This window comes from Leptolyngbya sp. 7M (assembly GCF_018128485.1).
Genome location: NZ_CP070897.1, coordinates 3463309 through 3482237 on the forward strand (window position 1 = coordinate 3463309; position 18929 = coordinate 3482237).

The window sequence follows — 18929 nt, forward strand, 5'->3', positions numbered from 1 at the left end:
CAAGCGTTGCCCCAACAGCCCAATATTGTCACTTGGTTGCGAGAGCCGATAGAACGAGAAATCTCCCAATATAATTATCTTCGTCAAAAGCGGAGTATGCTGCTGGATCAAGTCACCCAATCCCGTTCGGTTGAGTACATTGATGCCGCTTCTCAACTCGGAATCGCAGACCTGCTGCAATCGGAGCTGCATCTGGGGTATTACGATAACCTACAGGTTCGATATCTATCTGGGGTCGCGCCAGGGCAGTATGGCCAGACAACGAACGCCGAGGACGCTGATCACCTGAGCTTATGGACAAGAGCGGCCAAGCAAAACTGCGACGATGAAATGCTAGCAGCAGCAAAGCGCAATTTGCTTGATTTACTTCATTTTGGCCTATGTGAATCAATGCAGGCTTCCATCGAGCTGCTATGCCATCGGGCAAATTGGGCACCTCGTCAATTCAACCTCCATCTCAACCGCGGCCAAACTGGAGCTAAAGCGTTGGCAGATGCTCTTTCAGCGGAGGAAATTGCTATCATTCGCGACGTTAATAAATACGATCTTGCGCTCTATGAGTTTGCTAAAGCTGAGTTCAAATTGCGCTATCAAGAACTGTGGGAGGAAAGCCTGAGGGCTAAAAAGCATCATTTTGACCTATCCCCTGATGCTGAAAAACGCCCTACCCACATAGATCCGTTTGAGCCAGAACCTCAAACCAGCCCAGTTGTCTCTGATTTTCTTGAGGAGCATTTTCAACATCAGCATTCTGGAGACAAGAAATTAGAGCGATTAAATATCAAATTTTCAGATCCTATATTTCTCTCTGGTTGGTATCCACGAGAATACAACAACTCCCTGAAAACATGGCTACGATGGGCAGGACCTGACACAACATCCTACTTATACCTACCTCTAAAGCCCGGTTCGAGCTATCGAATTAGTTTTTGGGTTTTATTTTGCATGTCTGCTGATATTCAAGAATCTATCTCTCTAGAGGTCGAAGGAACACCAATTCCATTGCAATCCCTTTACGTAACTGATGCAAACGAAAATGTTCAAACACTATTAACAGGAGTAATCCCATCTGAATTGATTAGCGAAGACTTCGCCTACACCAAAATCATCTTTAAAACTAATCGAGTTGTTCCTCTTGAAGTTGCTGAATCAGATCCTCCTGTCCGATATGTTAGTTTCGCAACCAACGGACTAACAATTGAGCCAGTAACCGATCCTAATTTAGTTGAAGCTTTGCTGCAGACCAATGCGCAGCTTCAGAAATTCCAAGATCGCTCTCATCACTTTGAGGCTCAAGTTCAGCAGATTCAAACAGCCCTTCACGACTCCCAAGCACAGGTGCAGCAATTTCAGGCTGAGTTACAACAATTAAAAGAGCACGCTGCTGCGATTCAGATTGAACAATCATTAGTTGAAGAGCAACCACAGCCTCATGTAGTTGAGGAGCAAGTGCAGCTCCATGTTCAAGCAATACTGCAAGAGGCTCAACTTCAGACTCAGCAACTCCAGAGCGAATTACATCAATCCTGTCAGGAATTAGAACAAACTAAAAAAATGCTGAAAAAGACGCAAAGCAAACTGGAGCGAGTAGATAATAAGCGCAAGCAATTCCGTCAACAGCTAGAACAAACTCGATCACAGCTTCAGCAGACACAAGCGGAAGTTGAGGCCATGGAAACTAGTAAGTTTTGGAAGATGAGAAAAACCTGGTTTAAGATTAAAGATTCAATTGGGTTAGGTCATTGACTAATCTTAGGTGTTCTGAGGATAGAAAATGTATAGGGTAATGCCTGTGGAGATGTACCTCCTAATAGTTCAAATTTACTGATTAAAAGCCTACTGAGATAAGCGCACAATTCAATTCGATCAAAATGCAAAAGTAGAGTTGAGTTAGCAAAGACTCATGTCATTATCCACCAAGCCTTTCTATTTTCTACATATTCCTAAAACAGCGGGCACAAGCTTGCGGGAGTGGTTCTTAGACTTTTTTCCGGCTTCTAGTTTTCTCAAGTGTTATGACGTTAAAGCCTTAACTCAACTGACCCCGGCAGAAGTTTCGCAATATCGCTTCTTTGCAGGTCATTTTGGATTGGAGCTATATAATTTTTTACCTGAAAAACCTGACACAATTACTTGGCTTCGAGATCCTATTGCTCGTGAAATTTCGCAATACAATTATTTGCGACGCGAGCAGGAGATGCTCCGAGAATTATTCCTCAGCTATTCCGATTTTGGCGCAATCAAATACCTAGATTTAGTTTGTGAATCTTCACTTATCGATCTATGCAAAGAAGGGATAATTGAATCATTTCGTCTGGATAATATTCAGGTTCGCTATTTAGCTGGTGATGCACCCCCGATAAGAGATAGACCCAGCAACGAATGTAATAATGAAATGTTAGAGATTGCCAAAAGAAATTTACTTGAGCTACTTCATTTTGGCTTATGTGAATGGATGCAATCCTCCATTGAATTGCTGTGTTATCGAGCAAAATGGTTACCCCGAAAGTTCAATGTTTATTTGAACAAAAGCGATAGAAATAGTAATGATATAGCAGCTACTTTATCTAGTGAGGAACTTGCAATTATTCGTGAGGTCAATAAATATGATTATGAGCTATATGAATTTGCTAAGACAGAATTTAGATCCCGTTATCAGGAGATGTGGCAGAGCTGTCTAAAGACGAAAACTTCCTATTTTGATCCCATTTCTGACACGGCAAATTATCCCTTACTTTTAGAACCAGACAAACAACGAAACCTCTCCGAAAAAGCACTTTTGAACCACTTTTTAGAGAATAATTTTCAACAGAATTCTGCAGTTGAACGGCTAGAGCAAATTTTCATTAGATTTTCAGATTCAACGTTTTCTTCTGGTAGCAGCAAATGAGACACATCTGACACCCTTTGTCAGTGTCCGCTAACTCCCTTCTGTCAGATTAAGTTTCATCTATTACAGCTTGTGTCATTGGCTCTCGTTGTTGATGAAGTATTTAATCGCTTGTGAGGGGGCATCTTGCCCGTCCTAAATTGGGTGTCCAGGATGTTTATCCTGCAAGAAGGTTGGTCGATCTGGCGAACTCGTGGAATGGCAGATTACTACTATAGTGACATGTTGTTTAGTTCGATTGTTCTAAAAAACTGACGGAAACCCAGCAATAGGTGAATTATGTCTGTTAGAAGTGGAGCAATTCATCAAGAACAGTACACCACAATTTCGGTTGATGCTGAACTAAAATTTTTCATCAGTCGCTTGTTTGAAGCGCTCAGTTCGATGAATTTTTCGCTTACTATCCTGAAGCTCTTAGCTCAATATGATCAGAACTGGACTGAAGAGCGGCAACTTTACTATGCGAATTTGTTACAGAGAAACTACCAACGCTTTACTCAGCTTTCATCAGCGCAACTTGGGTTAAATTGTGTACTTAGTTCTGATTCAATTGTAGAGGCAGTTCCCCCGAACGGAGACACAATATTTTGCTTTCCCATGGTTCCAGCTCTTCAGGCTGTTTTTAAGTTTATTGACGAAAACTACCACCGAGCAATTTCGTTAGTTGATGTTGCTCAAGCTGTCGGCTACTCACCTGCTTATTTGACCAAAATTGTTGGTGCTAAAACAGGGTTCACTGTGAATGCTTGGATTGTGAAACGGCGCTTATTCGAAGCGCAAAAATTATTGAAACAAACCGATCGAACAATTGAAGAAATTGCTTGGGAGGTTGGCTACTCTAACGTTAATCATTTCTTTCGACAGTTCCGGCGGTTGCACGGTGTTACGCCTTCCCAGTGGAGAAATGGAGCCGAGTCCTTTGCTAAAGGAGGCTCGATTGCTGGAGAGAAATAGTATAAGTGAATAAAGCGGTTCAATGATAATTTAAGCGGAAAGCAGCTTGCTTGTTTCAGACGAATGTTCAACCAAATTCGATCGCTCTAACAACCGATCAATCCACATCTTCATGTATCTGCGTGAGAAGGAGCCTGCTTCCCTCTCTTTTGGCAGAATCATTGCGAGTTGAGCAGTTCCAAAATGAACGAGCATTGCTTCACGTGCCAAGTCCTCTGCACCAGCATCCTCCTGAATCAACCCCGATGCTTGTGCATCTTTCATCACTTGCTCAAATGCCTTAACGAGTTGTTCGAAATGCTCAATGGCTCGGCTCTTCAAAGTTTGAGGAATCCAATTTTGTCCAGTAGCAATGTTTAGGCACATGCAAAACCCTTGATATTCATCTTCACTCAGTTTCATCCATAATTCGTCATCTAACGCTTGAAGAATGGCACGGCAATCCCCTTGACAGCGTTGACGTAGCTGCTCAAACTTGTCCTCAACATTAAGCATATATTGGTTGATAGCTTCTATGGCTAAATTCTCTTTAGTTTTGAAGTGATAGTGAATGTTCGCCCGACTAACATTAAGCTGCTCAGAGATCGTACCAAAATTTAAAGCTTCATATCCGCCTGTGCGAAGTATTTGTGCTGCCAACTCCAAAATTTTGTCTTTCATCTTTACCGAGTCTAATCAATCCAATCAAATGTTTATTCTTTGGCGAAGTTTTAGATAACTGCATCAATCAAACGAACGCCGCCGTATTGAAATCATACTTTGGATAAATAAAGATGAATATATCATCTTTTGTCCCGCAAGTCAATCGCAATGACTACTTTATAGTATTCTTTCATTTTAAATAAATAGGAATGCTTTTTTGTTTCACTTCTTAAATAGTGAGTGCAGGCTGAAGGCACTGGAGTTAATTGCAAATAATTACTCCTACTTCCTTAGGAGCAGAAGTAAAAATATGTTATTTGCTGAAATAAATAATGCATTGGCGATAAAGTAGTTCAAATCTAAACTTAGGATGGGAATTTCAATTTCGTTGTTCTTGTGTTCATTAAGCATCTTTTGGTTATTGCACAATTTTAAGGTCGTGACCAAGTCAGCATTTTCAACTTTCTCGCGCACTAGGAGGCAAATAACCGTGTTTTACTTTGTGTTGAATAAAGGTAAGTTTCGTCGAGTGATTCTTCAAAACTTGTTGGACTTTATTCAAGATTTGTACGTTTTGAAGACTTTGGAAACTGTTAAGGACGACAAAGAGTTTGTCAAACGCAAACCTTTTACTTTGCCGAAGTATTACACAGTTGAGGAATGTTGTCACGAGATTAGACGTGCCTTTGAACAAAACGTCACTCTGTTTCCAGATCTCAGCCAATTAAAACCTGACATCGATGCCTGTTTACACTTAGTTGCGAGCTTTAATGCAGTAACAACTTATCTCAATGCGTGTTACGCCCTCTTTGCTGTTCAATCTAATTGGCTGAATTCACTAGAAGATCGAGATGCATCCAATTTTGAGGCGGTAGCAGACGAAGAATATCTCAAAATCAAAATTAAGAATTCAATCATTGCATGGAATGATCAGCAGTGTGCTCTTGTAAGTGAAGGCACTGGAAATCACATTGGTAACACAATTCTACTACGTTCAGTTGCAGCGTTACTTGAAACGTTGCGGCACAATCAACAAAAGCCTTCTTATACTGAGTTTTTAGCAATTCGTGTTGCTTACCAGCTATTAGAAGAAGGAAAGCGATTGGTCTATCCGTACTGTCCCTGGGGTAATTCTGGCTTTCGTAGTGTACAAACATATATGTCGATCACCGATCCTGGCGAGGGGCATCTCTTCGGCACGACAAAAACCTTGGAACGTATGAAGGGAGTTGTAGTTCACATTGAGCATTTAGAGCGCGGCAATTATCAAGACCGCAACCAAATGGAACCTTATCGTATCCCTTCAATTAAGACAATAGCAAAAGTAAGGGTTCGCCTTCAAACGGATTAGGAATGATCGGTGGAGCAGCTGTGTTTCCGTTCACTGTTTGCGCACTCGGTGGGTTATAGCGGCCCACGTTGATCACAGCAGCGCCTCGATCAATCACCCCAAAGAAGTCGCCATCACCGTAGGAAAAGCTGGTGTTGAAATCTTCGGTGGCCAACAGATTGACATCGACAATCTTGACGTTAACGGCTACCTGTCGCTGTCGCAGGTCCAATTGAGCCAGCATTGCCTCAGCAATCTGAATTTTGCGCGGTTCACCAATTAAAGTGACCGAATTTAAGCGTTGATCGGCTGAAACCGATGTGCCAGTTAGCGGCAAGGGTCCGGTCCCTGACGGGGTTGTGAAAGTCTGGATGCGAGAATCTTCAATCCGTACTACTGTCCGAGTGACGCCTCCTTCCGTAATCGACTCTCTGATCTCTCGCTCTGGAATGACTTGGCGGGTTTCAGCTCCTAACGTGGCTAGATAGGTCGATGCAGAAAAGGCCGATACCTGGTTCAAGCGGAGGGTTCGAGTAATCACATCACGGGCCGTATCGGGTAAACGTGGGCCAACAAATACTGTGCGTCCAACCCGGTTGGCTTCTAGGTTGGCAACCCGTAGCACGTAATTGAACACATTCTGAACTGGCTCGTTCTCAATATCCAACGAAATGCGGACTTCTTGGGGGGCTTCAGTTCCGGTGGGTGCGGCTTGGGCTGCTGGATCTCCTCCCTGTGCGGCCTCATCTGCGGTTGGAATAGCGTTAATGTAGGCCACGTTCAAGCCTGCCGCCCGTGCTAGGAGAGACAATACATCTCTAGCCGGAGCATCCCGCAACACCAAACGAGGCACAACCTCAGTCGAGCCAAGATTAACCTCAGATGGGCTGGCATCCACGTTGGACACCGAGATATCGCCCAAGGGTGGAGCAATGGCTCTGGGCAGGAGGGGCGGAGTGTACTCAGGTAGGCCCTCTACCGCCGGAACGCCATCAATCGTGATTTGCGGATTGGGTACCAGCACATCTCTAGAGCGGTTAGCCTGCGCGACCTGTGGGGCTGGAGCGGCTGAGGATGAACTGGCTGAGGATGAACCAGCCTGGGGTGCGGCAGAGGTTGGAGCAGAGGCTGGAGCCGATTGAGCACGGGCTGCCGAGTTGGCTGCTGTCGTCTGACTGACGTTGAGCACAATTCCATTTTGTCCCTGGCTGACCTGCCCCACCGGAGTCGTATTGCCGCCATCCACCGTTACCCGCACGCTATTTTCATCGAGTTGGGCTACGGTAATGGAACGAATACCTGGAGCGGGATTGGCTTGCTCAAAGCTGTCGCCCTCAGGAAGCTGCAACTCAGTGTTGACCAGATCGGCAATTAAAGCGTTACCTCGATTCACGGTAAACACCTGCGGACGCTCACCATCACTGGTTTCTAGAACGACCTCAAACCCAGCCTCGGCTGGTTTAACCTGTATGTTGGTGATTTGGGTGGCCGCCGCCTGGGCCGCCTGGGCGGATAACAACACCATCGCCGCACTGCTAAGAAAACTACCGAATCCAAGACGCCGTTTCACGGTTCACTCCTCCTTCATGATCTGACAGGCACCATTGACTCAAGCTTGAGCTGATCTTTGGAGTTTGAATAGCATTATATATAGCGTTTATATATCTGAATCTTAATCTACTTCGCCATATATAGCGCACTTTTTACCCTAATTTATGCTCAACGGAGAAAATAGCGACGAAATTAAAAAAACGTAATTTTGCCTATCTGTTGGGCAAGACAAAAATACTCCTTCTGGTTTAGAAGGAGATTGCAGTTACCCACGACCGAGTCATTTTCAGTGCCGATGCTATTGGGCAGGTGGTGTAGTTGTCTCAGCTGGAGTTTCAGCCGAAGCGGCAGTCGGCGCAGGGGTATCTACGGGTACCAGAGCCGCCAGTTTAAAGGTCGTAGTAATGCGCGTGTCGGGTTGGCCGGTGGGGGTTAAGCGGCCCCGATCGTCCAGGACAATCCGTTGGCTGGTGGCGTCTAGACTCGAATTCAGATCACTCACAACGAGTAAGGGCTGAAGTCGCTCAATGTTGCGAATAATCGACTGAGTTTGGGGAAACGTACCTCTAATTTCCACATCGTAGACCCGTCGCTCTAGCTGGTTATTGACCTGTCCACCCAAACTGCCATCGGTAATCAAACCCGATTCCTCTGCATTTAGGTCAAACCGAGCTAGGGTAGCCCGCCGCGCCGGATCGGTGATGCCCGCGTTGACCGACTGGACCCGTTCATTGATGTCCAGCAATAACGTGTTGAGGCTATCTTCAGACGCAAACAAACTGCGCACATCGGCCTGGAGCTGCTGCGCCTCTTGTAGCCTGGTTCTAGCTGCCGCAATTTGCTTTTGGGTTTCCTCCTGGTTGAGGAGCTGCTGTTCTTTGGCAGCGATATCAGCCTTTAGCTCTCGGTTGCGCTGCAGAGTGCCCTGAACTAAGTTCGCCCACAGCAAGTAGGCAACCACTGCCCCCAATAAGGTGAGTAAAATGGCACCAACCGTGGGAGTAATACTCACGCCAAACACTTTAGGATAGGTGGGGGTTTCGTCCCGCCCTTCTCCAACAGTCATGAAGTCTCCACCATAGGTCATTTCTGTAATACTCCTCTGTCGCGAAGGGCTTGGATGCGGGAGGCGAGGCCAACAGATAGGGTGCGCTCTAGGTCTTGTAGCAACTCGGAGGCAGGCAAATTGGTGAGGTTACTTTCAATCCGGTACTGCACCACCTGAGGCAGCCGGACTTCCAGATCTTGGCCGCCTGTTTCGGTGGCAAACTCAACTTCGGTGGGGTTATCGATCAACTGGGAGCTGACTAGCCTGACATCCTCACTTTGCAAAAAGGGCGAGCGCTGCAACGTCAGGACAAAATCGCACCTTTGCTATTTTTCGGTGACGGCCCTCGATCGCCTATTCCGGCGGCACTCACTCTATTTAAATCGAGTCGAACGAACGGCGATTCACGGTGGTTCGCTGCGTTTGTTTGTGGAGCCCCATGAGGCTATTGATCCATCGGTAGAGGCACTGCTGAAGGCTGAGCAGGAGCAGGGCGTTGATCGACTGGATTACTATCGCGATTTTGCCGAGCAGGTTTATGGGGTAAAGCGACAACTGCGGGCATTGCTGGAGGACCTAAAGCAGCAGGGAAACCGAATTACTGCCTATGGTGCAGCAGCGAAGGCCACAACAATGCTGGCCTATACAGGCATTGCCCCATACCTCGATTATGTAGTTGATCTGAATCCCTTCAAGCATGGTCGCTATATGGGCGGCAATCATTTACCGATCTTTCCTCCAACCCAGCTGCTGGAGGATAAACCCGACTATGTTTTGATTTTGGCCTGGAACTTTGCTGAAGAAATCATCAAGCAACAGTCAGCCTATCAGCAACAGGGCGGACGGTTCATTATTCCCATCCCTCAGCCGAGGATCGTGTAGCGCATCGTGCTGCGATAGGATTGGTCGCCCGCAGACCCGTCTCCCCGACTCAAACAGTCTGAACTAGAACTATTCACTCAGGAAGTAACGGCATGAAAGAAACACTTGATCCAAAAACTGTTCCAATGCCATCGGCAGATCATCACGCTTGCCCAAGCTGCGGTTCTCGTAAGCTGTCGGTGTTTTACCAAGTTGCCAATGTGCCAGTGCACAGTTGCCTGATGATGCCGACGGTTGAAGCTGCGCTCTCCTTTCCCACTGGGGATGTGGTTTTGGCCGCCTGTCAAGATTGTGGCTTTATTACCAACACCGCTTTTGATCCCAAGTGGTCAGCCTATGCGCCCAACTACGAAGATCAGCAGAGTTTTTCTCCTACCTTTAATCAGTTTGCCCTCGAGCTAGCTGGGCACTTGGTGAATAAATACGACCTGCACAATAAAGATATTCTAGAAATTGGCTGCAGCAAGGGTGATTTCCTGCTGCTACTCTGTCAGTTGGGGCATAACCGTGGTGTTGGGATTGATCCTTCCGCCGTGCCTGGACGAGTTGAAAGTGAGGCAGCCGATCGCGTCACCTTCATCTCCGACTATTATTCCGAGGCTCATAGCCAATATGTAGGTGATTTCATCTGCTGCCGGCATACGTTAGAGCATATTCAACCCACTGCTGAGTTTCTGCGTACTGTGCGGCGGTCGATTGGCGATCGGCTTGATATCGGTGTTTGTTTTGAGTTGCCGGATACCACGCGGGTCTTGCGCGAGCAGGCGTTTGAAGATATTTATTACGAGCACTGTTCCTACTTCACGCTGGGTTCGTTGGCGCGTTTGTTCCGCGCTTGCGGCTTTGAAATTACCGATCTGCACCGGGCTTACAGCGATCAATATCTGCTGATTGAAGCGAAACCAACGGATGTCCTATCGGATCGCACCCATCCAGGGGAGGAAACGGTTACCGAAACGCTTCAAGATGTCGCTACGTTTGTTAGCAAAATCGAAGCGAAAATTCGCTATTGGCAACAGCATTTGGAACAGATGCAGCAACAGGGGAAGCGGGTAGTTGTGTGGGGATCTGGCTCGAAGTGTGTGGCATTTTTGACGACGCTGCACACGATTGACAAAATCCAGCATGTGGTAGATATCAATCCCCATCGATGGGGTAAGTTCATCCCAGGCGTGGGCAAGCAGATCCAGGCACCAGAATTTTTAAAGGACTATAAACCGGATCAGGTTATTGTGATGAATGAAATCTACTGTCCAGAGATTCAGCAAATGTTGGATCAGATGGGTGTGGTAACCGAAGTAACTCCCATTTAAGCAGCCTGTGCATGTACGGTCCTGAAATTCCAATATTTTGTTCGACTTACCCAGTTTTTGTCCCAGTTTTTGTCCCAGTTCCTGACTCAGTTTCTGATCATGATTGCGCCTCTCGGAATTTATTTAGACAATCCTACTGCTGCCAGCTTCTTTGAGATGTTGGAGATGCCCATCTTCTGCAATGTGCTGTGGCCCGATCGCCAAGCCGCCCAAACCTGTGCCAAAGGCGATATCAAGCTAGCGTTTGATCGACAATCTGGCTTGATCTACAACACAGCGTTTGATCCAGACCGGCTCGACTATAACCCAAACTACGAAAACTCGCTCGATTACTCCCCTCGGTTTCAAGCCTATGCCCAATCGCTGGCAGAGCGGCTGATCGATCGCTATCAATTGCACTACAAAACGGTGATCGAAATCGGCTGCGGTAAGGGTGATTTTCTGTTTTTGCTCTGTCGGTTAGGTGCAAATCGGGGGATCGGGTTTGATCCAAGCTATATACCGCAGCGATTGCCAGCTGCCCTGCAAGGACAAGTAGAAGTCATCCGGGATTTTTACTCGGAACAATACGCAGATTACCAGGGTGATCTGATCGTCTGCCGGCATACTCTAGAGCATTTTCAGGATCCAGCGGCTTTTTTACAGATGCTGCGTCGCTCAATCGGCACTCGGCTGGACACATGTCTGTTTTTCGAGGTTCCCAATGCCATCGATATTTTTCGTCGTCTGGCGATCTGGGATATTCTTTACGAACATTGCTGCTACTTTTCTCCTATTGCTCTCCGGAACTATTTCTCTGGTTGTGGATTTAAGGTCCATCGTGTGACAGAAGACTATCAGGGACAATTCCTCTGCCTCGAAGCAACACCCGCTGCCCAGCCTTGTCCGCCGGATTCCGACTCAGTTGAGATGCAGCAACTTGAACAAGATGTGCTCACCTTTGCTGACAAGTTTCACCACAAGCTCAATACCTGGAGAATCAAGTTAACGCAAATTGCCAGTCAGAGTCAGCGAGCGGTTGTGTGGGGAATTGGAACAAAGGTGGTTTGACGGCAATGCCGCAGATGGGCACAAATAGGCACAGATATATCTGAAAAGATCCGTGTCTGTTTGTGTTAATCTGTGGCTGTGTTCTCATATGGCGTTTCCCGATCCGCTGAAGTACCATTTTCCACACTGGCTGGAACACGAAGATTCGATCTATTATGCCAGCGACATCGTCTCGATCGGCGATCCCTTGACGAGCGATAACCTTATCGAGGCATACAGAAAAGGTATTTTTCCATGGCATATGGATCATATGCCACTGCCTTGGTTTTGCCCAGATCCGAGGGCGATACTGGAATTCAAAGACCTCAATATACCGGCGAGCCTGAAACGCGCACGAAACAAAAGGTCTTTTAGCTTTTCCATCAATAAGGCTTTCCGCCGCGTTATCAAAGAATGCTCACAAGCAAAACGCGAAGGGCAAAAGGGAACCTGGATAACGCCGGAATTTATCGAAGCATATTCAGATCTTCACGCGCTCGGCCACGCACACAGTGTCGAGGCCTGGGACGAGACCGGCAACCTGGTCGGCGGTATCTATGGAGTTGACGCAGGCGGCGTCTTCTGCGGCGAATCAATGTTCTATAAACGTCCCAATGCCTCAAAACTCGCCCTTCTTTTCCTGATCGACCACCTCGCCGGCCGCGGCTCGACCTGGATGGACATACAGGTAATGACCCCGCATATGAAAATGCTCGGGGCAATTGAGGTGCCTAGGCGGGAGTTTTTGAAGCGCCTTGCAATGACCCAACATAGTAAGGGTATATTTTCGTAATAACTAAAAGCTGATAACGCAAAACTAATAGATCTTCGTTATCAGATATCAGTTGTCAGTTGTTTCGGAGCAGGCAGTTCGGAGAGTTTGAAGAAAGAGATGCTCATCTACGGCGCGAATGGTTATACCGGTGAGTTGATCACGCGGTATGCGGTTGAGCGCGGGATGCGGCCGATCATTGCGGGGCGAAATGAGACGGCGATACGTGCATTGGCGGAAAAGCACGGGTTGGGGCATCGCGTTTTTTCGCTTGATGAGACAGCGAAGCTCGATGCGGCTTTGAACGAGGTGGCAATGGTGCTGCATTGTGCAGGGCCTTTTTCTATGACATCGCGGCAAATGGGTGAGGCCTGTCTCAGGACGAAGACGCACTACACCGACATCACCGGCGAGATCGCGGTTTTCGAGGCCTGTGCCGCCGCTGATGGGAAGGCAAAGGATGCAGGAATAATGATAATGCCGGGTGTCGGTTTTGACGTGGTGCCCAGCGATTGTCTCGCACGGCATCTAAAGGATCGCTTGCCGACAGCAACGGATCTTACGCTGGCATTCTACGGCATCGGCCGAATGTCTCATGGCACTCAGGCCACGATGACAATGAACATCGGAAATGGCGGTGCGGTGCGTCGTGAAGGGAAGATAATGCCCGTGCCGGCCGCGTGGCGTACCCGCGAGATCGATTTCGGCGAGGGTGTGGTAAAGACCGGCGTGACAATTCCTTGGGGCGATGTTTCGACCGCGTTCTACTCGACCGGCATTCCAAATATCGAGGTATATACTGTTGCTCCTAGGTCCGCCGTTAAGATGATGAAGCTCAGCCGTTATCTAGGCCCTTTACTTTCGACCCGGCCGATTCAGAGATATCTGCAAAGTAAGATCCCGCCGGGAGGGCCAACCGACGAAGAGAGGGCAAAGGGGAAAACGCTCCTTTGGGGTGAAGTGAGCGACGAAGCCGGCGGTCGTGTTGAAGCACGGATGGAGTGCCCCGAAGGCTACACCACGACCGCTCTTGCAGCATTGAACATCGCCGAAAAGATCCTTGCCGGAAACTTTCTCCCGGGTTTCCAGACTCCTGCAAGGGCTTATGGTGCAGATCTGATACTTGAGCTCGACGGAACGGTCCGTGAAAATATTACCGCGAACGGATGACAACATCCCGCAACAGGTTTACATTTTTCTTGTGAATATTTCTCAACGTCAACTTTTCCGATCGTATCGGCTGATGGTCGCCATACTCGCATTGATCTTTGCTATTCTGGTCTTGGCGGGTGGATCCTATGCACAGGACAAGCTGATAATTCTTGTCCGGCATGCGGAAAAGGCCGACGAGACCAGCGAAGACCCCGAACTTTCAGAAACCGGTCGCCGGCGCGTCGACCGGCTTACAAAGATCGCCGGACGCTACCGCCCCGGAGCGTTTCATTCGACGGATCTTAAACGTACGCGTGATACGATCCGCCCGCTTGCAGAAAAACGTGGCAAGGAGATAGAGATATACGATCCACGTCAGCCCAAGGAGCTCTTTGATAAGATACTAAAAAGCAGTATCAAGCGGCACATCGTCTCAGGCCATTCGAATACCATCCCAGGCCTTGCCAACGTGATCCTAAGTAAAGAACTTTTTCGTAATCTGCAGGATTCTGAATATTCAGTTATCTGGAAGATACGTATAAGGAATGGACGTGTCGTCAGCGCCGAATTGCTTGATTATTGATGAGTGTGTCTCGGTTCAGGCTACAATAGGTTCTATGAGAAAAAGAATGTTTGCTCGGCTGACCGGAAGCCTTACGTGCCTTGTTATCTTTTCCGTTGCCTCGTCGGCTCAAACGAAAAGCGAAACGCCGCTCGACGTGTTTTGGAGGCATCTGAGTTCGCTATGCGGAAAGGCATTTGAGGGCGCGATCATCGAGGACACTTCAAACAGCCCAGACTTTGCTGGGAAACGGCTCGTCATGCATGTAAGAAGCTGTGAAGAGAACCGGATCCGCATCCCTTTCTTCGTCGGGGAAGACCGCTCGCGGACGTGGGTCTTAACACGAAAGGGCGACAGGTTAGAGCTGAAGCACGATCATAGAAAAATGGACGGAAAACCCGATACGGTAACAATGTACGGCGGAACCTCTACCAACCCCGAATGGTAAATCCCAGCTATGAGATCAGTGCGGTTGGCATTTCCCTGCCCTTCTGGCTACTGGCAATCGGCTCCGGCATCATGCAGTATGCGTTGGCATTTTTGCTTTATCTGATTGCGTTGCAAAACCTTCCCGTCAGCCATGCGGCGTTCTATATCGCTCTGATTCCCGTGTTTGGAGTAACCAGCGCTATTGTGATCATGGGTGAACAGCCTAGCCTTGCCCAATCCATCGGGGGATGCTTAGTTATTGTCTCCTCCTACTGCGCCCATCGGCTTAAAATGGCTTAGGCCATCACCCTTTCCCACTCGAATCTGGATCGATCACCCGATCTAATTGCTCATCCTGCCAAGACGCCGGATCTTCCAGTGGTTCTAGGTGAGTCATCACATAAATCCCGGGCAGCGCTTTCAGTAAGGCCAGCTCAATTGATTCACAGAGATTATGACCTTGCTGCACCGTCCATTGCCCCGGCACCAGCACATGAAACGAAACAAAGCCCCGCGATCCGGCCACGCGCGTCCGCAACGCATGAAACTGAATGCCTTGCCGTTTGTATTCATCCAAAATCAACAGAATGGTTTCCTGCATATCGGTCGGTAGGGCTGCATCCAGCAAGCTTGACCCCGTTTCCCGCAGCAGCTTGATGCCCGTCCAGACAATGTTGGCTGCTACTCCCAGCGCAATCAGTGGATCCAACACCAACCAGCCGGTCAATTTGACCACCACAATTCCCAGAATTACCCCAATCGAGGTCCACACATCGGTCAGTAAATGGTAAGCATCGGCCCGCAGTGTAATCGATCGTAACCGACGCGAGGCTTGCAGCAAAATCCACGCCACGGTTGCATTAATACCCGAAGAAACGATGCTTAGAACTAGACCCAGTCCCACCGACTCTATAGGTTGGGGATGGAACAACCGTCCACCTGCCGCAACTGCAATCCCACCTGCTGCAACTAGAATCAAAACGCCTTCTAGCGCGCTGGAGAAATATTCGGCTTTAGAATGACCAAAGGCATGCACTGCATCGGGAGGCTGACTGGCTAACGTCAACGCCCACAGTGCGACTCCAGCCGCTACTACATTGGCAATCGACTCCACGGCATCCGACAGCAGCCCCACCGAACCCGTAACCAGATACGCAAGCGTTTTGAGCGTAATGATCACGAGCGAGGCCACAATCGAAAGCCAAGCATAGAAGCGGGCTGGACGCCCTGAGGAGTGGGTTGAATCCATGAAGGCCAAACTGTCTGAATACCAGGTAGTGTATCTTATAGCCGGTATAGATGAAATTTTGGTTTAGATGGCAATGATGCAGGACTCGCCACTAGCGGTAATGATTACATTGACGGCAGCCATGGATTTGACAAAAAACCCCTGCTGCCAATTCGGCGCGCTAGGGGAAAGACTTCTATTCAACTAAGTACCTTGGCATAATTAAAAACCAGATTCAAAACCCTGCAGCGCCCGCTGCGCAGGGTTTTGGGTTTTATGTTTAATTATGCTCACCTACTTAGGGAATTAGTTGGAGAAGAAACCTGCTTCAGAGCAGCGATTTGGCTAGGACACTAACCCGTCGCCTTTCTTGAGGATTTCCTTCAGAAACCAGCGATGCTTTTGATGCACCTGCACTAAGCGAGTATAGAGGTCTGCCGTACCAATATCACCAGCCTCGGTGGCAATTTCTGCATCCTGATGCATCTCTTGGATGATCCGATCGTGGGTGGCAATTGCTTCCTCCACCATCTCCCGTACCACCAGTTTACCCGTCGAGGGCTGCACGGTTGCGGTTGGTAGATAATCAGCGGGATCGGCCACGGGGGCACCATCTAGCATCAAGCTGCGTTCTGCCAACTCGTCGATCATGGCAAACACTTCTGCGCCTTGTTCCTCAAACAGCAAATGCAGATCACGGAACAGGGGTCCATAGGTGAGCCAGTGATACTTTTTGTAGTTTAGGTAGGCGACTAACGCATTAGCTTGCTCGCGATTGAGGGTTTCAACCACAGTTTGTTGAGTTTGTAGCGTTGCAGTCATAGCTGATGTATCTCCTTGACTCCATGTTTAACTTATACAGTCGTTCTGCCGATTTCGCCATTGCTTAGAATACATTTGGCAGTAGTCCTAACGCATTGCAGCAAATCGACGTTCAATTTCTTCCCAGTTCAGCACATTCCACCAAGCATCCAGGTACTCTGGGCGGCGGTTCTGGTATTTCAGATAGTAGGCGTGTTCCCAGACATCATTGCCAAAAATGGGCTTAGCACCAGTGGTGAGTGGGCTGTCCTGATTGGGTGTGGTAGTAATTTGCAGCGTTTGTTCGGGGCTGATCACTAGCCAAACCCAGCCGCTGCCAAAGTGCTTGGTACCCGCTTCATTAAACCGCTGCTTGAAGGTATCGAAGTCACCAAAGGTGGAGCTAATCGCGTCTCCCAAGGCACCAGTCGGTTCTCCGCCACCATTCGGACGCATAATTTGCCAGAACATCGTGTGGTTGACATGACCACCGCCATTGTTGCGAACTGCTGTCCGAATTGCTTCAGGCACCGCGTTCAAATCAGTAACCAACTCCTCGACCGATTTGGCCTGCAAGTCAGAATAATTGGCTAAGGCATTGTTGAGATTGTTGACATAAGCGGCGTGGTGCTTGTCGTGATGCAACTGCATGGTTTGCGCATCAATGTAGGGTTCCAGTGCCGCATAGTCGTAGGGTAATGGCGCCAGATTGTGAGCCATCAGAAACTCTCCTTATTGAACTTGAACTGCAAAATTTATTGGGGGTCTAGAGCTGCCAATCTCATGTCGTCCAGTGTTATCCAGCAGTCCTCTAGAGCCGTTGATCGTCTAATCCACTCAATGCAATTTACTCAATGCAATCCACTAAATTGGGCGTTCCTTTCACTCCATATCTAAATTCCTTCCGGTAGTCATCGGCCTTGCGGCCAAGGCAAAGGTGCCGCCTTCAAAGCTACTGATGCCGATGGCTTTCGGGACGATCTTGGGAGGCAGCTGCACATTGATCGGGACGTCAACGAATCTTGCTGTTAGCGGAGCTATCCAACGATACGGCTATGAAGCGATTTCTATGTTCGAGCTTACGCCGATCGGCGTGATAATGGTGCTGCTTGGTGTCCTTTATATGCTTTTTATCGGCCTGCGTTTATTGCCATCCGCGGGCGCGAGCGAATCGCTGACTGACGATTACAGCATCCGTGAATACATATCCGAGCTTGTTGTTCTTCCTGATTCACCGCTCGTAGGTAAGACGCTCGGCAGTTCGAACATCAGCACCGACCTCGAACTGAATGTGATCGGCATCATTCGCGGAGATGAACGCAAGATCAATCCAGATCCTCGCGAAAGGATACAGCGGCGTGATCTTTTACTAGTCGAAGGAAAAATAACTGACCTGCTTCGGGTCAAAGAACTTGTCGGTTTAGAGATCAAGCCGGACTTTATGCTGAACGACGGCGTACTTGAAAGCGACGACGCACAGCTTTATGAAGTTTTGGTTATGAGCGACTCAGCGCTTTTAGGCCAGACATTGAAAACACTTCGGTTCAGGCAAAGATTTGACCTGACGGTGCTTGCCATTAATCGACATCGCGAGATGATCATTGAAAAACTGAGTGATGTAACCTTAAAGTTCGGTGATGTGCTTCTTGTGCAGGGTTCGAAAGAGAACCTGGAAGCGATGGTGGGCGAAGGCGATATTCTTCTGCTTGAGGACGTATCGGCAAGCAGTATGCGGCTTGCGAAACGGAAATGGGCGATCTCCGCGTTTCTTTTCTTTCTCCTGTTATCGGTTTCCAAGGTAACTATCGGGATTGACGTGCCTGTGATGATATGCGTGCTTGCAGGCGTGTTTGTAATGTTGGCAACGAAGACGGTCCGATATTCGGAAATGTATTCTCTTATAGATTTCCGGCTGCTTGTATTGATCGCTTGTATGATGAGCTTCGGCGTGGCGATGGAAAATACTGGCACGGACAAATTTCTTGCCGGATTGATCGAAAGCTACTTTGGCATTTATGGACCAACTGCGGTGCTCGCCGGATTTTTCGTTCTGACTGTCATTTTAACGCAGCCGATGTCTAATCAGGCTGCTGCTCTTGTAGTCTTGCCAATAGCAATTAAGACGGCGATAGCAATGGGGGTAAATCCGCGCACATTTGCAATAGTTGTAACGTTAGCTGCTTCATTTTCATTTATCACGCCACTGGAGCCGGCCTGTGTTCTTGTTTATACACCCGGCCGTTATAGGTTTATGGACTTTGTTAAGGTAGGTTCGGTTTTGACGCTGCTTGTTTTCACTGTTTCAATGCTGCTCGTGCCGGTATTCTGGCCATTTTAAAAGGTATT

Annotated in this window: 20 protein-coding genes; 13 read left to right on the top strand and 7 right to left on the bottom strand. The window is 48.1% G+C overall.

Annotated elements, in window-relative coordinates:
• The first annotated feature begins 96 nt into the window (after positions 1-96).
• The 3 genes from JVX88_RS17290 to JVX88_RS17300 all read left to right on the top strand — a co-directional run bounded on the left by JVX88_RS17290 (position 97) and on the right by JVX88_RS17300 (position 3844).
• The gene (locus tag JVX88_RS17290) at positions 97-1746 is read left to right on the top strand and encodes a hypothetical protein (protein ID WP_211628521.1); all 1650 of its coding nucleotides are present in this window, start codon (positions 97-99) and stop codon (positions 1744-1746) included.
• Positions 1747-1903: 157 nt separating this feature from the next.
• On the top strand, positions 1904-2890 hold the full coding sequence (locus JVX88_RS17295; protein ID WP_211628523.1) for a sulfotransferase family 2 domain-containing protein: 987 nt from the start codon (positions 1904-1906) through the stop codon (positions 2888-2890).
• Between the two features lie 384 nt (positions 2891-3274).
• Positions 3275-3844, top strand: coding sequence for a helix-turn-helix domain-containing protein (locus JVX88_RS17300; RefSeq protein ID WP_225931441.1), 570 nt, complete (start codon positions 3275-3277; stop codon positions 3842-3844).
• A gap of 30 nt (positions 3845-3874) precedes the next feature.
• Here the strand turns inward: JVX88_RS17300 and JVX88_RS17305 are convergent, their stop codons facing one another.
• Positions 3875-4504, bottom strand: a complete 630-nt coding sequence (locus JVX88_RS17305; RefSeq protein WP_211628531.1) for a TetR/AcrR family transcriptional regulator — start codon at positions 4502-4504, stop codon at positions 3875-3877.
• 472 nt (positions 4505-4976) lie between these two features.
• Here JVX88_RS17305 and JVX88_RS17310 point away from each other — a divergent pair, with 472 nt between their 5' ends.
• The gene (locus tag JVX88_RS17310; RefSeq protein ID WP_211628533.1) at positions 4977-5837 is read left to right on the top strand and encodes a hypothetical protein; all 861 of its coding nucleotides are present in this window, start codon (positions 4977-4979) and stop codon (positions 5835-5837) included.
• Here JVX88_RS17310 and JVX88_RS17315 read toward each other — a convergent pair.
• From JVX88_RS17315 to JVX88_RS17325, 3 genes are all read right to left on the bottom strand, one after another.
• Complete coding sequence (locus JVX88_RS17315) at positions 5794-7386, bottom strand: AMIN domain-containing protein (RefSeq protein ID WP_211628534.1); 1593 nt, start codon at positions 7384-7386, stop codon at positions 5794-5796. The two genes, JVX88_RS17310 and JVX88_RS17315, sit on opposite strands and share 44 nt — an antisense overlap.
• Before the next feature lie 279 nt (positions 7387-7665).
• Positions 7666-8454, bottom strand: a complete 789-nt coding sequence (locus JVX88_RS17320; RefSeq protein ID WP_211628536.1) for a hypothetical protein — start codon at positions 8452-8454, stop codon at positions 7666-7668.
• Positions 8451-8699, bottom strand: a complete 249-nt coding sequence (locus JVX88_RS17325; protein ID WP_211628537.1) for a hypothetical protein — start codon at positions 8697-8699, stop codon at positions 8451-8453. The genes JVX88_RS17320 and JVX88_RS17325 overlap by 4 nt, the downstream gene beginning before the upstream one ends.
• A gap of 52 nt (positions 8700-8751) precedes the next feature.
• Between JVX88_RS17325 and JVX88_RS17330 the strand changes: the two genes are divergently transcribed.
• The 8 genes from JVX88_RS17330 (at position 8752) to JVX88_RS17365 (ending at position 14854) form a co-directional block, all read left to right on the top strand.
• Positions 8752-9297: a methyltransferase C-terminal domain-containing protein gene (locus JVX88_RS17330; protein WP_211628539.1), complete on the top strand. Its 546-nt coding sequence runs from the start codon at positions 8752-8754 to the stop codon at positions 9295-9297.
• Positions 9298-9389: 92 nt separating this feature from the next.
• The gene (locus tag JVX88_RS17335; protein WP_211628540.1) at positions 9390-10610 is read left to right on the top strand and encodes a class I SAM-dependent methyltransferase; all 1221 of its coding nucleotides are present in this window, start codon (positions 9390-9392) and stop codon (positions 10608-10610) included.
• 99 nt (positions 10611-10709) lie between these two features.
• Positions 10710-11660: a class I SAM-dependent methyltransferase gene (locus tag JVX88_RS17340; protein WP_211628542.1), complete on the top strand. Its 951-nt coding sequence runs from the start codon at positions 10710-10712 to the stop codon at positions 11658-11660.
• An 88-nt stretch (positions 11661-11748) separates the two neighbouring features.
• A complete protein-coding gene (aat, locus tag JVX88_RS17345; protein ID WP_211628544.1) occupies positions 11749-12432 on the top strand; it encodes a leucyl/phenylalanyl-tRNA--protein transferase in 684 nt (227 codons plus the stop codon).
• 99 nt (positions 12433-12531) lie between these two features.
• A complete protein-coding gene (locus JVX88_RS17350; protein ID WP_211628545.1) occupies positions 12532-13581 on the top strand; it encodes a saccharopine dehydrogenase family protein in 1050 nt (349 codons plus the stop codon).
• Positions 13556-14146 carry a histidine phosphatase family protein gene (locus JVX88_RS17355; protein ID WP_211628547.1) on the top strand — a complete coding sequence of 197 codons (591 nt, stop codon included), beginning with the start codon at positions 13556-13558 and terminating at the stop codon, positions 14144-14146. Before JVX88_RS17350 ends, JVX88_RS17355 begins: the two co-directional genes overlap by 26 nt.
• A 34-nt stretch (positions 14147-14180) precedes the next feature.
• Complete coding sequence (locus JVX88_RS17360) at positions 14181-14573, top strand: hypothetical protein (RefSeq protein WP_211628549.1); 393 nt, start codon at positions 14181-14183, stop codon at positions 14571-14573.
• Complete coding sequence (locus tag JVX88_RS17365) at positions 14567-14854, top strand: EamA family transporter (protein WP_211628551.1); 288 nt, start codon at positions 14567-14569, stop codon at positions 14852-14854. Before JVX88_RS17360 ends, JVX88_RS17365 begins: the two co-directional genes overlap by 7 nt.
• 4 nt (positions 14855-14858) lie before the next feature.
• On the opposite strand, the gene JVX88_RS17370 is transcribed toward JVX88_RS17365, so the two are convergent.
• The 3 genes from JVX88_RS17370 to JVX88_RS17380 all read right to left on the bottom strand — a co-directional run bounded on the left by JVX88_RS17370 (position 14859) and on the right by JVX88_RS17380 (position 17303).
• Positions 14859-15803 carry a cation diffusion facilitator family transporter gene (locus tag JVX88_RS17370; protein ID WP_211628553.1) on the bottom strand — a complete coding sequence of 315 codons (945 nt, stop codon included), beginning with the start codon at positions 15801-15803 and terminating at the stop codon, positions 14859-14861.
• A gap of 324 nt (positions 15804-16127) precedes the next feature.
• A complete protein-coding gene (locus tag JVX88_RS17375; RefSeq protein ID WP_211628555.1) occupies positions 16128-16604 on the bottom strand; it encodes a Dps family protein in 477 nt (158 codons plus the stop codon).
• An 87-nt stretch (positions 16605-16691) separates the two neighbouring features.
• The gene (locus JVX88_RS17380; RefSeq protein ID WP_211628556.1) at positions 16692-17303 is read right to left on the bottom strand and encodes a superoxide dismutase; all 612 of its coding nucleotides are present in this window, start codon (positions 17301-17303) and stop codon (positions 16692-16694) included.
• Positions 17304-17541: 238 nt separating this feature from the next.
• Here JVX88_RS17380 and JVX88_RS17385 point away from each other — a divergent pair, with 238 nt between their 5' ends.
• Complete coding sequence (locus JVX88_RS17385; RefSeq protein WP_263975601.1) at positions 17542-18921, top strand: SLC13 family permease; 1380 nt, start codon at positions 17542-17544, stop codon at positions 18919-18921.
• Positions 18922-18929: the final 8 nt, after the last annotated feature.